Source organism: Streptococcus oralis, assembly GCF_001579525.1.
In the GTDB taxonomy this organism is placed as follows: domain Bacteria; phylum Bacillota; class Bacilli; order Lactobacillales; family Streptococcaceae; genus Streptococcus; species Streptococcus oralis_M.
This window is the reverse complement of the sequence record NZ_LQZC01000017.1, coordinates 28,909-42,479: the sequence shown is the minus strand read 5'-3', so window position 1 is coordinate 42,479 and position 13,571 is coordinate 28,909. Positions and strand designations below refer to the sequence as shown.

The 13,571-nt window shown below is 38.1% G+C and carries 14 protein-coding genes and 5 tRNA genes; 14 read left to right on the top strand and 5 right to left on the bottom strand.

Going from position 1 to position 13,571, the window contains the following annotated elements:
• Nucleotides 1-7 precede the first annotated feature (7 nt).
• From SORDD25_RS08860 to SORDD25_RS08840, 5 genes are all read left to right on the top strand, one after another.
• Nucleotides 8-88, top strand: a tRNA-Tyr gene (locus tag SORDD25_RS08860).
• An 11-nt stretch (nt 89-99) separates the two neighbouring features.
• Nucleotides 100-170 (top strand) — tRNA-Trp (locus tag SORDD25_RS08855).
• Between the two features lie 14 nt (nt 171-184).
• Nucleotides 185-257, top strand: a tRNA-His gene (locus SORDD25_RS08850).
• Between the two features lie 13 nt (nt 258-270).
• Nucleotides 271-342 (top strand) — tRNA-Gln (locus tag SORDD25_RS08845).
• Nucleotides 343-351: 9 nt separating this feature from the next.
• A tRNA-Leu gene (locus SORDD25_RS08840) sits at nt 352-435 on the top strand.
• A 74-nt stretch (nt 436-509) separates the two neighbouring features.
• Here SORDD25_RS08840 and SORDD25_RS08835 read toward each other — a convergent pair.
• The 5 genes from SORDD25_RS08835 to SORDD25_RS08815 form a co-directional block, all read right to left on the bottom strand.
• Nucleotides 510-1,643 (bottom strand): tyrosine-type recombinase/integrase, encoded by a 1,134-nt coding sequence (locus SORDD25_RS08835; RefSeq protein WP_061853402.1) that lies wholly within the window; start codon nt 1,641-1,643, stop codon nt 510-512.
• A 3-nt stretch (nt 1,644-1,646) separates the two neighbouring features.
• Nucleotides 1,647-1,841: a DUF3173 domain-containing protein gene (locus SORDD25_RS08830; RefSeq protein ID WP_021144813.1), complete on the bottom strand. Its 195-nt coding sequence runs from the start codon at nt 1,839-1,841 to the stop codon at nt 1,647-1,649.
• A gap of 59 nt (nt 1,842-1,900) precedes the next feature.
• Nucleotides 1,901-2,287, bottom strand: coding sequence for a hypothetical protein (locus tag SORDD25_RS08825; RefSeq protein ID WP_061853401.1), 387 nt, complete (start codon nt 2,285-2,287; stop codon nt 1,901-1,903).
• A 2-nt stretch (nt 2,288-2,289) separates the two neighbouring features.
• Entirely contained in the window at nt 2,290-3,330 is a 1,041-nt protein-coding gene (locus SORDD25_RS08820) for a replication initiation factor domain-containing protein (protein WP_061853400.1), read from the bottom strand.
• A gap of 195 nt (nt 3,331-3,525) precedes the next feature.
• Entirely contained in the window at nt 3,526-3,999 is a 474-nt protein-coding gene (locus SORDD25_RS08815) for a hypothetical protein (protein ID WP_061853399.1), read from the bottom strand.
• A 321-nt stretch (nt 4,000-4,320) separates the two neighbouring features.
• Here SORDD25_RS08815 and SORDD25_RS08810 point away from each other — a divergent pair, with 321 nt between their 5' ends.
• From SORDD25_RS08810 to SORDD25_RS08770, 9 genes are all read left to right on the top strand, one after another.
• Nucleotides 4,321-4,773, top strand: coding sequence for a helix-turn-helix domain-containing protein (locus tag SORDD25_RS08810; protein ID WP_061853398.1), 453 nt, complete (start codon nt 4,321-4,323; stop codon nt 4,771-4,773).
• Between the two features lie 289 nt (nt 4,774-5,062).
• On the top strand, nt 5,063-5,698 hold the full coding sequence (locus tag SORDD25_RS08805) for a DJ-1/PfpI family protein (protein WP_032913075.1): 636 nt from the start codon (nt 5,063-5,065) through the stop codon (nt 5,696-5,698).
• Between the two features lies 1 nt (nt 5,699).
• Nucleotides 5,700-6,224 (top strand): DUF1697 domain-containing protein, encoded by a 525-nt coding sequence (locus SORDD25_RS08800; protein ID WP_061853397.1) that lies wholly within the window; start codon nt 5,700-5,702, stop codon nt 6,222-6,224.
• A 566-nt stretch (nt 6,225-6,790) separates the two neighbouring features.
• Entirely contained in the window at nt 6,791-8,068 is a 1,278-nt protein-coding gene (locus tag SORDD25_RS08795; protein WP_061853396.1) for a glutamate-cysteine ligase family protein, read from the top strand.
• Between the two features lie 75 nt (nt 8,069-8,143).
• Nucleotides 8,144-9,628, top strand: coding sequence for a threonine synthase (gene thrC / locus SORDD25_RS08790; RefSeq protein WP_061853395.1), 1,485 nt, complete (start codon nt 8,144-8,146; stop codon nt 9,626-9,628).
• 60 nt (nt 9,629-9,688) lie between these two features.
• Complete coding sequence (locus SORDD25_RS08785) at nt 9,689-10,969, top strand: MATE family efflux transporter (RefSeq protein WP_061853394.1); 1,281 nt, start codon at nt 9,689-9,691, stop codon at nt 10,967-10,969.
• Between the two features lie 3 nt (nt 10,970-10,972).
• Nucleotides 10,973-11,590 carry an HAD family hydrolase gene (locus SORDD25_RS08780; protein ID WP_061853393.1) on the top strand — a complete coding sequence of 206 codons (618 nt, stop codon included), beginning with the start codon at nt 10,973-10,975 and terminating at the stop codon, nt 11,588-11,590.
• A 168-nt stretch (nt 11,591-11,758) separates the two neighbouring features.
• Nucleotides 11,759-12,940, top strand: coding sequence for a LysM peptidoglycan-binding domain-containing protein (locus SORDD25_RS08775; RefSeq protein WP_061853392.1), 1,182 nt, complete (start codon nt 11,759-11,761; stop codon nt 12,938-12,940).
• Nucleotides 12,941-13,137: 197 nt separating this feature from the next.
• Nucleotides 13,138-13,563 (top strand): MarR family winged helix-turn-helix transcriptional regulator, encoded by a 426-nt coding sequence (locus SORDD25_RS08770; RefSeq protein ID WP_061853391.1) that lies wholly within the window; start codon nt 13,138-13,140, stop codon nt 13,561-13,563.
• The last annotated feature ends 8 nt before the right edge of the window (nt 13,564-13,571 follow it).

Sequence of the window (13,571 nt, the reverse complement as noted above, 5' to 3'; positions counted from 1 at the left end):
ATAACTTGGAAGGGTAGCGAAGAGGCTAAACGCGGCGGACTGTAAATCCGCTCCTTCGGGTTCGGGGGTTCGAATCCCTCCCCTTCCATTACTTTAGTTACGGGCATAGTTTAAAGGTAGAACTAAGGTCTCCAAAACCTTCAGTGTGGGTTCAATTCCTACTGCCCGTGTTAATATGATTATGGCGGGTGTGGTGAAGTGGTTAACACACCAGATTGTGGCTCTGGCATGCGTGGGTTCGATCCCCATCACTCGCCTATTTTATATTATTGGGGTATAGCCAAGCGGTAAGGCAAGGGACTTTGACTCCCTCATGCGTTGGTTCGAATCCAGCTACCCCAGTTACTATTTGCCGGCGTGGCGGAATTGGCAGACGCGCTGGACTCAAAATCCAGTGTCCGCAAGGACGTGCCGGTTCGACCCCGGCCGCCGGTATAGTAGAAAAGACAAGGTTTTCGGACCTTGTCTTTTTTTCTCTTTTGTATGTTGAGTTACCAATTTTTTCCATTTTAAAATAAATCGTCAAGTTTATTAGCTAATTTTTTCTGCTTGCTTGGGTATAAATGAGAATATGTATCTATTGTTGTAGTTATAGATGCATGACCTAATCTTTCTTTAACAACGAGATAATCTTCTCCTTGATTTATAAGTAATGATGCATGTGAGTGCCTCAAATCATGAATTCTTATTTTCTTTAAATCTTTATCCCTTTCTAGTATTTGCTTGAACTTCTTATCGATCATATTTTTAGTAATTGTTATTGGGGTACTTTGTATGATTTGGAGTTCATCAGTATTTTTTGTAAATTCCTCAAGTTTTTCTTTTTGTTTCACTTTCCAATCTTTTAGCATTTCTGCTAATTTCTGATTGATTGTTATATTTCTTGTTCCTGATCGTGTTTTTGTTGTATTAATGTAGCTGGTATTATTGACAAAGTATACCGTTTTGGTAACGTAAATTGTATTTGTCAAGAAATTAATATCATTCCAGTTTAATGCAAGTATCTCTCCCATTCTCATACCAGTAAAGAATGCAATTACGAAAAACAGATCATAACTTATTTCTTCCTCTCGGATAAGCTCTCTAAATCTGGTGAATTCTTCTATACTCCAAAATTTAATATAAGGCTTACTAATTGGTAATTTTCTTAGATTCTCAACAGGATTTTGATCGATGAGGGATTTTCTTATACCAGTATCAAATATCTTTTTAAGTAGTATTAGAATTTTATTAATTGTATTATTAGTTAATGTTTCATTTTCATTTTGCTTTTTAGGCTTTGTTTTTAGGTATTCACGAAATTCGAATATATGGTCATACGTTAATTTATTTAAATTTGTGTTTTTAAAGTATGGTTTAATATGACGCTCATAATTGTTTCTTTGTGTACTTGTATAGCTTATTTTTCTGCCATTTTTCAAATCATCTTCTTCAAGCAAGTCGAATAACATATCTGTTGTCACTACAAAGTCAAATTGTCTTTCTTTTAATTCTACAACGCGAATATGTTGTTCCAGTTCTAAGGCTTCCTTTTTAGATTTTAATCCTTTTCGAATGATACGTATTCTTTTTTGTGTGACTGGGTGAAAACCATTAGAAACATCAACTGTCCATTTACCATTTCTAGTTTTACGAATAGTCATTCATTATGCTTCTTTCTGGAGTTCAATCCCTAATAGCTCTTCGGCGACACTAGCTGGAATTGTACCAATTCGCTTGTTATCGTAGATGTTAAAACCACGATTCACTAATAGTACCTTGCCGGTATGGATAATCTTTCTTGCAGTTCCTGGAGCAAAGCCAAGTTCGATAAGGTCATCTTTTGTTACAGTTTTAATCATGTGATCTCCTTTTCTAATTAGATTAAGTAAGGGGAGGATTAACTCCCCTTGTCTTATACTTATTTTTGTTTTACATCTACTAAATGGATTGCATCCGCCTTGTAATACATCGTTGAACTAATCATAGTAGCTTGTAAATTGTCAAATGTAACTGGTACTTCATCCATTGCTTGGATATAGTCATTATCAACCAAGGCATCTGGATTGTCTACTGAGACTTGGGTTGATTTCTTTTTGAATTGTCCATCCTTGATTGTTACATTGTATTTCCAACCAATGATTTTATCGGTATTAAAACGTCTTTCGCTACCATCTCGGTTTTTGATAATTTCTCCGTTTGCATCTGCTCGGACTTCTGTTTCAAATTTTGGAATGACTTCATCCAATTCAAATTTTGTTCCAATGTTATTAAAATTCCAGTCATTTTGTGAAAGCATTTTTGCCATAATTAATTTCTCCTTTTGATATTTTCTTTGATTGTGGGGATCAAATCTTCTCTTTTAAAGAGAATTGCCCTTTCTATTAATCCACTTGCTAAATCTGGTGGATATTCCATATTGTTGAGTGCGAGATAGTTAGCTTTCTCATACTCATGCAGTAAGTTATTGTCGTATAGAAATTTATACGCTTTTAGAATAGCTCCAGAACCTTTATAGGTAAACCATTCTAATTTTTGTTCGAGTTCTGTTTTTGGTTTTGAAATAATGATAGAGACAGGTTTTGAGTGACCTAAAAACTTTTCCCAAGATCTCAAAGGTTTTGAGAAGTGACTATCACTATAGAACCTCACTTTTTCTTTGAGATATCCCTTGGTAAAGTTGAGAAGATCTATTTCTGAATGCAACCATTCTTGAATGAAGTAGTGAGCTTTTTCTTTCCTAAGTTCTAACTCCGTTCTTATCCAATTTTCTATATACCGCTTGCTGATACCGAGCTTCTCAGCTCGTTCTAAGCGTTTATCGTAAATCCTAAGTCTTTCATCATCATTGGGTTTTCTCAAATATAAGGTCTGACCGATTGCTTCATCTCCGTAGGTATTGTAGTAGGTGCTTTTTCCATATATAAAGCGTTTCTTCTGACAAATCTTTAGAAGCTGATTAGGAGTGAAATAGGGTGTTTCATTAAAATCATCTATTGCAATATCAATTCGTCTTACTGAAAACTGATTGTAATTGTAGTAGAGGTTGTTCAGAAACTGTCTTTCGGACAGACTATTTGGATCTAATACCATATCTCTAAAGAACTCGAGTGCCTGTCCTGACATGACAAGCATGTAGGACGACTCTTTCGCTCCATAGTAGATACGGATATTCCCATGATGAAGCTGGCTATCATAGTTATAGTATTTAAGGCTCCCTTTATTCTCAATAAATAGGTCATAGTCAAGAAATAGAATGTCTTCAATTATTTCTCTTGGCGAAAATTCAGTCTTATCAAACTGAATTTGAATCCAGTCAAATACAGAACGTAAATGTTCATTTTTTGCCATAGGTTTTGATTCAACTTTTTGCCTAATTTTGCACCCTTAAAATCTCCGAAACCCTTGGAAATACTGAATTCTTTCGATGGTACACCTAACTTGCAGAGGGTGGTGTTACTACACACCCTATCGGTCAAAAATGGTCCGTCCGCATCTACGCTCATTTTTGGCTTTCTGCCTCCTGGCTCAGCCGAAAACTCGCTATTAGCCGAACCTATTTTTTGACCTCTTGTTAACAAACCCTAGTAAGCCGGTTTGCATCGACTCTTCAATATCTTGGATTTTCTTTTTTAGACTGGCATTCTCATTTTTTATCAGTCGTATTTCTCGCTTAAATTCCTGTTTTAACGCACTCAGTTCATCGTAGAGCTCATCTATTACTTGGTTTAGGGATTCTTGCTCATTGTCTGCTAGGCTCCCAAATACGGCTTGTATAGCCTCTTTTAGACCTATTTCAAGTTTTAGGTTAGCTAACTTTTGAAATTGTCTAAGGTCTTCGTCTGTAAAGTCATAGGCAACTGTATAACTTAATTGGCGAGTTCTTGGATTTCTACTGATAGGAATTTTAATTTTTTTAAATTCCTTGCCACTTATCTCTTTAATCAGTTGAATCCAATTTTTAAGAGTAGAGGTAGAGTTTAGGCCAGAAATTTGATTGACTAACTCTTTATTGGTCATCTTTTTGTGAAACCTCCGAAATTTTCTTGTGCAACTGAGGACTTTTCTGTGGTATAATTGTTACATAATATGTTTTGATCTTGGAACGAATGGCACATTTGTTTCAAGATTTTTTTATTTTGTCGAATCTTACCTCCTTTATTAAAATTTTTTAAATCGAACTATTAGTTACATACGCTTTTACCTCCTTTTATGATATAATATTCTCAATGGAATATTTAATCTCAAAATAAATATTCCTTATGGAATAATTCTATTTTATACCGTTTAGAATATTTTGTCAAGCTAAAATATACAGAATCGAATATTAAAGAGGATACAATGTTTAGTAATAATTCTTTTGGAGATCGTCTTAAGGAACTGAGAAAGAGTAAGAAGTTAACACAGGTACAAGTTTCTGAGATGATTGATGTACAACAAGGTACTTATTCTCGTTGGGAAAACGGAACTTTAGAGCCTAATTTAGAAGCGGTTGTCAAATTAGCAAAATTATTTGATACCACGACCGACTATTTATTAGGAAAAACGACTTACAGTACTCTAGATGTTGTCCCGCATCCAATCACTAAAATTGATTTGAAAAAATTAAAAGAGTTTAATAAAACAGATCTAAATGATCTGAAGTTTGCTATTGTCATGCATGGGATAAAAAATCATTTCACTGCATTTGACTATATGGACGAGCTAGTCTCTAAATATAATTTAGATGAAGAGGAGCAAGAAATATTGCATACCCTTTTTAAAGAGGTTTATGATTATTTTAATGCAGATTGATGATTTGTTTTTAGTTTCTAAATTCATTCTAGATGTTGGTACTATTTGTCATTATCCTTGACTCTGCTTTTAAACGGGAGCACAGTGGTATTGAGGACAAGTGGTTGAAACGTTGCATAAGTTGATAACATAAATACAAACCTACGGTGAGCCTCCGTAGGTTGTTTAATGTCTAAAAATCGCTATTTTACTGATGAAGTAAAAAATATTGGTATTACAGCGAAACATAAAATATGATACAATAAAAACAATTAATAGTTCGATCATTTATCAAAGAGGAGTAAGAATGATGAAAAATATTTATATGTATATTCAAGATACTATGGCTGATTTCGAACACGGCTATTTAATGCAGGCGCTAAGCTTACAGTCAATGTTAGGAGAAGCTAAAGTAAAATTAGTAACAGTTTCTAAAGGGAAAAAGTCTATAAAAACTGCTGGAGGCATGACAATTGTTCCAGATGTTAATCTATATGATTTAGATACTGCAAATGCAGCTGCGCTAGTGCTTATTGGAGGTGATACTTGGTTGGATAATGAGCAAGATGATGTTTTAGAAGTAGCCTCTAAACTATTGCAAGAAAATATTTTAGTTGGAGCTATTTGTGGCGCTACTTTGGGATTAGCTGAAAAAGGAATTTTAGATAATCGATATCATACAAGTAATGCTTCATTCTTTTTAACCCAGATGAGCCAACATTATCGAGGGCAGGATTATTATAAAGATGAGATTGCAGTTCAAGATGGAAAGCTTATTACCGCTAGCTCAGCCGGATCTTTATCATGGACTAAGCTCATTGTCGAGGAGTTAGGCCTATATTCAAAATCTACAGTAGAAGCATGGTTTAATTATTTTTCAACGGGGGATGCTCATTATTATTTTGAAATGATGAACTCTTTAGAAAAAGATGCACAAGGACATTAGTATGAAAAAGATTATTCTCCTTCGCGGAGTAACACCAACAGGTACCAATAGAATTCCCAAAATGTCTTATTTAGTAGAAATCCTAACAGAAGTTGGTTTTTTAAATGTTCAAACATATATTCAGAGTGGGAATATACTGTTAGAATCAGAGTTATCTGACGAAGAAATCAGAAAGTTAGTTCATGATACGATTTTGGATAAAATTGGAGCTGATTTATCAATAATTATCAAAGAAATTAATCAATTAGAGATTGCTATTCAAGAAAACCCATTTGATAATACTTATGATAGTTCTCGTATTCATCTAGTTTTTACTAACGAAGAGATTCCCGAAAGTACTCTAACAGAACTTAGTAGAGAGAATTTTGGAGATGAAGAGTTCTATGGTGGTCACGAGTGCTGTTACCTATATTTACCACGTGATGCTCGAAAAAAACGTTTAAACACAAATTATCTTGAAAAGAAATTTGGAATTCGGATGACTATGAGGAAGTTGAGTGTGGTAGAACGACTTACGAAATTATAATCTTTAAACAAGATAACTACATAACGTTCCATATCCTCCTTGTTAGGGGAAAGAAGCTTCTTTTTGTTTGATTTCCTAGATATAGTTCTATTTAGTTTCTATATTTTTAGTATTCTAAAAGAGATAAAGGAATTAAAGTAAATAAAAGGTAAGTAAATAGATAGACGTAATCTAATTTGAATTATCTTTATCTGGGGCATGAGTCCGTGTCTTTAACGGGGTTACCAAAAAGTTACAAAAATTTGAAAAATGAGTCTATTTTGCAAGATTCAAAAGGCTTAAAACCCTATTAAATCAAGGTTGTAAAATTTAAATAATGTAGTTATGGAACTCAAAATCCAGTGTCCGCAAGGACGTGCCGGTTCGACCCCGGCCGCCGGTATAGTAATAAAGACAAGGTTTTCGAGCCTTGTTTTTTGATTTAGTGAAGATTTTGATATTTTTTCTTTAAGTATAGATAACTGATGAATGATCTTTTTCTTCTTATTCTAATCATTTTTAGTGTATTTTTGGTATAATATTACTTATTCACAATTTATTTTGATTATGAAAGAGTTTGGTGATTAATGTCTCGGTCTGTTGAATTACTAAAGAAACGTTACTCAAAGAATATAAAAGAGCACCCAGATTTATTTATTGGAATTGAGTTAGAATATCCTATTGTAAATTTAGAGGGTAAAGCTACAAATGGTGAAGTTGTTAAGGCTCTCTTTCGGTATTTACCATCAGTACTGGGTTTTTCTATCGAAAAAGTGGATGATTTTGGGAATCCAATTCAGTTACTTGATCCAGTCAGCCAAGATACGATCTTATTTGAGGTTGCTTATACGACGATTGAGTTTGCATTCGGAAAGGCCGAATCTATCCAAGAGGTGGAAGAACGCTTTAACTTCTATATGGCTACGATTCAGAATAAGTTGGGTGAAGCTAATCATGCTATTGTTGGCTGCGGCATTCATCCCAACTGGGATAAAAATGAGAATTGTCCAGTGGCTTATCCCCGCTATCAGATGTTGATGGATTATCTGAATTTGAGTAGAAATGTTACTAAATCAGATTTACATCATTTCCCTGAGTATGGTGCCTTTATCTGTGGAAGTCAGGTTCAACTAGACGTTTCAAGGTCCAACTACCTGCGTGTTATCAATGCTTTTACTCAAATTGAAGCTGCCAAAGCTTATTTGTTTGCCAATTCTGAGTTTTCAGGGGCAGATTGGGATACCAAAATTTCGAGAGATATTTTTTGGGAAGAATCCATGCATGGTATCTATCCAGAGAATGTAGGTGTTAATACTAGACTATTTAAAGATGAGGATGATTTTTTTGACTATCTAAATCATTCTGCGATTTTTACTGCGGAGCGTGATGGGCAGACCTATTATTTTTATCCGATTCAGGCTAGGGACTATTTGGCTACACCTGAAATCCAAGCATTTGCCCTTAATGGGGATGAGGTGTTAATTCATCCTCAGGAGGAAGATTTCCAAACTCATCGTAGTTACCAGTACCAAGACTTAACGACTCGAGGAACAGTTGAGTTTCGCAGTGTGTGTACTCAGCCGCTTGATAGGACTTTTGCTTCTGCTGCCTTTCACTTGGGCTTGTTGGTTCATTTAGACAAGTTAGAAGCTTACTTGCAATCTGCACCATTTTTTACCACAGCTGGTCGTGATTATAAGCTTTTAAGACGACAATTTTCTAAGAAAAAACTTACAGTTCAGGAAGAAGCTGCGGTTCTCGAGTTTTCTAAAGACTTACTCACCCTTGCTGAGGAGGGGCTGCAGAAAAGAGATAAGCAAGAAATGGTTTATTTAGAGCCTTTGAAGAAAGAATTGGGATTATAATTTCTCTTATAAAGGGAGAATTTTCTGAAAAATCATGATATAATGGAAGAGACTATAGATAAAGGATAGAGATTCATGACATTAGTTTATCAATCAACGCGTGATGCCAATAATACAGTAACTGCCAGCCAAGCTATTTTGCAAGGTTTGGCGACGGATGGTGGTCTGTTTACACCACTTACTTATCCAAAGGTGGATTTGGACTTTGACACATTAAAAGATGCTTCTTACCAAGAAGTGGCTAAATTAGTTTTATCAGCATTTTTAGATGACTTTACGGCTGAGGAGTTGGACTACTGTATCAACAATGCCTACGATAGCAAGTTTGATACTCCAGCTATTGCGCCATTGGTGAAACTGGATGGGCAATACAACTTGGAATTGTTCCATGGTTCAACGATTGCCTTTAAGGATATGGCCTTGTCTATCTTGCCATACTTTATGACGACAGCCGCTAAAAAGCATGGTTTAGAGAACAAGATTGTCATTTTGACAGCGACATCTGGTGATACTGGAAAAGCTGCTATGGCGGGGTTTGCCGATGTGCCTGGTACTGAGATCATCGTCTTTTATCCAAAGGATGGTGTCAGCAAGGTACAAGAGTTGCAAATGACTACTCAGACTGGCGACAATACTCATGTTATCGCTATTGATGGAAACTTTGATGATGCGCAAACAAATGTGAAACATATGTTTAACGATGTAGCTCTTCGTGAAAAGTTGGCTGCCAATAAACTGCAATTTTCATCAGCTAACTCTATGAACATTGGTCGTTTGGTACCACAGATTGTTTATTATGTTTATGCCTACGCTCAGTTGGTCAAGTCTGGTGAGATTGTAGCTGGTGAAAAGGTCAACTTCACAGTACCAACAGGAAACTTTGGAAATATCTTGGCTGCCTTTTATGCTAAACAAATCGGTCTGCCAGTTGGCAAATTGATCTGTGCTTCAAATGACAATAATGTTTTAACTGACTTCTTTAAAACACGTGTTTACGATAAGAAACGTGAGTTTAAAGTAACGACTAGCCCATCTATGGATATCTTAGTATCTTCAAACTTGGAGCGTTTGATTTTCCATCTTTTGGGGAATGATGCGGTTAAGACTGCTGAACTCATGAATGCCTTGAGTACACAAGGACAATATGAGTTGACAGACTTTGATGCAGCGATTCTGGATCTCTTTGTAGCTGAATATGCGACGGAGGAAGAAACCGCAGCAGAAATTAAACGTGTTTATCAAACAGACGCCTATATCGAGGATCCACATACGGCGGTTGCTTCAGCAGTTTATAGAAAATACCAAGCGGCTACTGGCGATGCGACTAAGACAGTGATTGCTTCAACAGCTAGTCCTTACAAGTTCCCAGTGGTTGCAGTAGAAGCGGTAACAGGAAAAGAAGGCTTGACAGACTTTGAAGCCTTGGCTCAATTGCATGACATTTCAGGAGTGGCAGTGCCACCAGCGGTTGATGGCCTTGAAACAGCTCCGGTTCGTCATAAAACAACAGTGGCAGCTGCTGACATGCAAGTAGCGGTTGAGGCTTATCTAGGACTTTAAGACAGAGGGAGTAAACTCGGTTGGGAAACCAACTGAGTTTCTTTTCATCAGGAGGAGAGATTGTTTAAGAAAAATAAAGACATTCTTAATATTGCATTGCCAGCTATGGGTGAAAACCTTTTGCAGATGCTCATGGGAATGGTGGACAGTTACTTGGTTGCTCACTTGGGCTTAATCGCCATTTCAGGTGTTTCAGTTGCTGGCAATATTATCACCATTTACCAGGCGATTTTTATCGCTCTAGGAGCTGCTATTTCCAGCGTTATTTCAAAAAGTTTGGGGCAGAAAGATCAGTCCAAGTTGGCTTATCACGTGACAGAGGCTCTCAAGATAACCCTATTGCTGAGTGCACTTTTAGGCGCCTTATCGCTCTTTGCTGGGCAAGAGATGATAGGACTTTTGGGAACTGAGAAGGAGGTTGCTGAGAGTGGTGGGCTCTACCTTTCTTTAGTGGGTGGTTCGATTGTTCTTTTGGGCTTGATGACCAGTTTTGGGGCCTTGATTCGTGCAACGCATAATCCGCGTCTGCCTCTCTATGTTAGTCTTTTATCCAATGCCTTGAATATTCTTTTTTCAAGTCTAGCTATTTTTGTCCTTGATATGGGCATAGCGGGTGTTGCTTGGGGGACTATCTTGTCTCGATTAGTCGGTCTTGTGATTCTGTGGTCGCAATTAAAGCTGCCTTTTGAGAAACCGACTTTTGGTTTAGATAAGGAACTATTGACTTTGGCTTTGCCAGCGGCAGGAGAACGTCTCATGATGCGAGCTGGAGATGTAGTAATCATTGCCTTGGTTGTTTCTTTTGGGACGGAGGCAGTAGCGGGGAATGCAGTCGGAGAAGTCTTGACCCAGTTTAACTATATGCCTGCCTTTGGCGTCGCTACGGCGACGGTCATGCAGGTAGCTCGAGCAGTTGGAGAGGATAACTGGGAAAGAGTAGATGATTTGAACAAGCAAACCTTTTGGCTTTCCCTGCTTCTCATGCTGCCCTTAACTCTCAGTATCTATGCCTTGGGGACACCATTGACTCATCTCTATACGACCGACCCTGTAGCAGTCGAAGCGAGCGTTTTGGTGGCACTGTTTTCTCTACTAGGAACCCCCATGGCGACAGGGACAGTTATATATACGGCAGTGTGGCAGGGATTGGGAAATGCTCGCCTCCCCTTTTATGCGACAAGTATTGGGATGTGGTGTATCCGCATTGGGACAGCCTATCTTATGGGGCTTGTTCTTGGTTGGGGCTTACCTGGTATTTGGGCAGGGACTCTCTTGGATAATGGTTTTCGATGGTTATTTCTACGCTACCGTTACCAGCGTTATATGAGTTTGAAAGGATAGGAGATGCAAAAAATAGCCTTTATTTGGGATTTGGACGGGACTTTATTGGACTCTTACGAAGCGATTTTGTCAGGGATTGAGGAGACCTTTGCTCAGTTTTCTATTCCTTATAATAAGGAGAAAGTGAGAGAGTTTATCCTCAGGTACTCTGTGCAGGATTTGCTGGAGCAGGTGGCAGAAGAGAGAAACCTGGATGCGAAAGTGCTCAATCAGGTACGTGCCCAGAGCCTGGCTGAGAAGAATACTCAGGTAGTTTTGATGCCAGGTGCGCGTGAAGTGCTAGCTTGGGCAGAGGAAGCAGGGATTCAGCAGTTTGTCTATACTCATAAGGGGGACAATGCTTTTGCCATTCTCAGAGACTTGGGGTTGGAATGCTATTTCACAGAGATTTTAACCAGTCAGAGTGGCTTTGCGCGCAAGCCTAATCCAGAAGTGGCTAACTATCTGCTAGACAAGTATCAGCTAGATCCTGATAACACCTATTATATAGGAGACCGGACTTTGGATGTGGAATTTGCCCAGAATAGTGGCTTTCAAAGCATCAACTTTTTAGGGTCTTCTTTTGAAGGCAATCACAGGATTCAAGCACTGGCAGATATCCCTCATATTTTTGAGGATTAGGGATGAGAAGATTGTGTCAGTTTTGTGACAGAAACCTAACAAACTATTTCAAGTAATCGAGTTTGTTACAAGGAATAGACAGTTCTGTTAAATAGGCCCGAAAGGGCTTTTTTTCTGCTTTTTTTGTGTTATGATAGACAGGTACTCATTTGAAAGGAATATGAACGAATGAAGAAAAGAATTATTTTAGCCTCAACAGTAGCCTTGTCTCTTGCTCCCACATTAGGAGCGAAAGCTCAAGAAATCTCTTGGACAGCACGTAGCGTTGAGCAAATCCAAAATGATGTGACGAAAAACGAGAACAAAAACAGCTATACAGTTCAGTATGGTGATACCCTGAGCACGATTGCAGAAGCTTTGGGAGTAGATGTGACGGTTCTTGCTAATTTGAACAAAATCACCAATATGGACTTGATTTTCCCAGATACTGTTCTCACTACAACTGTCAATGAGGCAGAAGAGGTAACGGAAGTTGAAATCCAAACTCCTCAAGCAGATGCTAGTGAAGAAGTGACGACTGCGACAGCTGATTTGACGACGAATCAAGTGACAGTTGATGAACAAACAGTTCAAGTAGAAGACCTTTCTCAACCAATTGAGGAAGCTCCAACTGCAACAGAGACTGAAAAACCAGCAGAAGTAGCGCCAAGTTCAGAAGTTTCTGAGACAGCGACAGTTGCTGAAGAGACACCATCTACAGAAACATCTGTAGCTGAAGAAACAGCTGAAACGACTCCAGCGGAAGCACCAGTAGCAGAAACAACTAGTCCAGTTGAAGAAGCACCACAAGCAGCGACTCCAGCAGAAACCCCAGTAGCAGCTGCTCCAGCAACAGAAACACCTGCTGATACAACAGGAACAAGTACAACAGAAGAAACAGCAGCATCAACAGCAACTTCTGACACTGCAACTTCGACTTATCAGGCAGAGCAAAGCCAAACCCCTTCAAGAACTTATTCAGCTCCAGCGGCTCCTGACTATGCAGGACTTGCTGTAGCTAAGTCTGAGAATGCTGGTCTTCAACCACAAACTGCAGCCTTTAAGGAAGAGATCGCCAACTTGTTTGGCATCACATCCTTTAGTGGCTACCGTCCTGGTGACAGTGGGGACCATGGTAAAGGTTTGGCCATTGACTTTATGGTCCCAGTGAGTTCAGCACTTGGTGATCAAATCGCGGAATATGCAGTCAAAAATATGGCTAGCCGTGGTATCAACTACATCATCTGGAAGCAACGTTTCTACGCTCCATATGATAGTAAATATGGACCAGCCTACACTTGGAATCCAATGCCAGACCGTGGTAGCGTAACCGAAAACCACTATGACCACGTTCACGTTTCAATGAACTAATCATTAAAATGGAAGTTGGGAACTGATTGAGTTCCCGCTTCTTTTTTGTGTATCATTCCTTCAGGATAAAAGGGATAAATATGAGGAAGTGAGTAATATTTCAAGAGAATGTAAGCATATTACTTGATTTATCTTTTGCCTTATATTATACTTGATAAGTCAATCGTTGATGAATCAACTTTAAGGGAGAAGGATTTATGGTAGCAATCCATGATTTACTGTATCAACTACGATTAGCAGATCAGTCTATGACACAACTATTTGAACGCCAATTGGGAATTAGTCTGACTCGTTATCAAATCTTATGTTTCTTAATCGATCAGTCTCTGTGTAATCAAATAGCAGTTCAGGCTAGATTGAAGATTGATCAGGCTGCCTTGACACGGCACTTTAAAATTTTGGAAAAGGGAGGTTTGGTTAATCGACGTCGGAATCCTGAAAACCAGAGGGAGGTTTTGGTGGAAGTCACAGACTTTGCGAGAGAACAACTAGTAACCAACTCTCCTCAACAACATATAAACGTAAAAAATCAGATGGAGAGTGTACTTACAAAAGGAGAGCGAGAAGAGTTCAGTCGCTTGTTAGAAAAGTTGATATCTGGCTTAGAAGAGATAGAAATTTAAGGAGAAGA

Bases quoted from the DNA above. Each gene is read 5' to 3' on its own strand.
- SORDD25_RS08835 (WP_061853402.1), bottom strand. From the start codon at position 1,643: ATGACTATTCGTAAAACTAGAAATGGTAAATGGACAGTTGATGTTTCT.
- SORDD25_RS08830 (WP_021144813.1), bottom strand. From the start codon at position 1,841: ATGATTAAAACTGTAACAAAAGATGACCTTATCGAACTTGGCTTTGCT.
- SORDD25_RS08825 (WP_061853401.1), bottom strand. From the start codon at position 2,287: ATGGCAAAAATGCTTTCACAAAATGACTGGAATTTTAATAACATTGGA.
- SORDD25_RS08820 (WP_061853400.1), bottom strand. From the start codon at position 3,330: ATGGCAAAAAATGAACATTTACGTTCTGTATTTGACTGGATTCAAATT.
- SORDD25_RS08815 (WP_061853399.1), bottom strand. From the start codon at position 3,999: ATGACCAATAAAGAGTTAGTCAATCAAATTTCTGGCCTAAACTCTACC.
- SORDD25_RS08810 (WP_061853398.1), top strand. From the start codon at position 4,321: ATGTTTAGTAATAATTCTTTTGGAGATCGTCTTAAGGAACTGAGAAAG.
- SORDD25_RS08805 (WP_032913075.1), top strand. From the start codon at position 5,063: ATGAAAAATATTTATATGTATATTCAAGATACTATGGCTGATTTCGAA.
- SORDD25_RS08800 (WP_061853397.1), top strand. From the start codon at position 5,700: ATGAAAAAGATTATTCTCCTTCGCGGAGTAACACCAACAGGTACCAAT.
- SORDD25_RS08795 (WP_061853396.1), top strand. From the start codon at position 6,791: ATGTCTCGGTCTGTTGAATTACTAAAGAAACGTTACTCAAAGAATATA.
- thrC (WP_061853395.1), top strand. From the start codon at position 8,144: ATGACATTAGTTTATCAATCAACGCGTGATGCCAATAATACAGTAACT.
- SORDD25_RS08780 (WP_061853393.1), top strand. From the start codon at position 10,973: ATGCAAAAAATAGCCTTTATTTGGGATTTGGACGGGACTTTATTGGAC.
- SORDD25_RS08775 (WP_061853392.1), top strand. From the start codon at position 11,759: ATGAAGAAAAGAATTATTTTAGCCTCAACAGTAGCCTTGTCTCTTGCT.
- SORDD25_RS08770 (WP_061853391.1), top strand. From the start codon at position 13,138: ATGGTAGCAATCCATGATTTACTGTATCAACTACGATTAGCAGATCAG.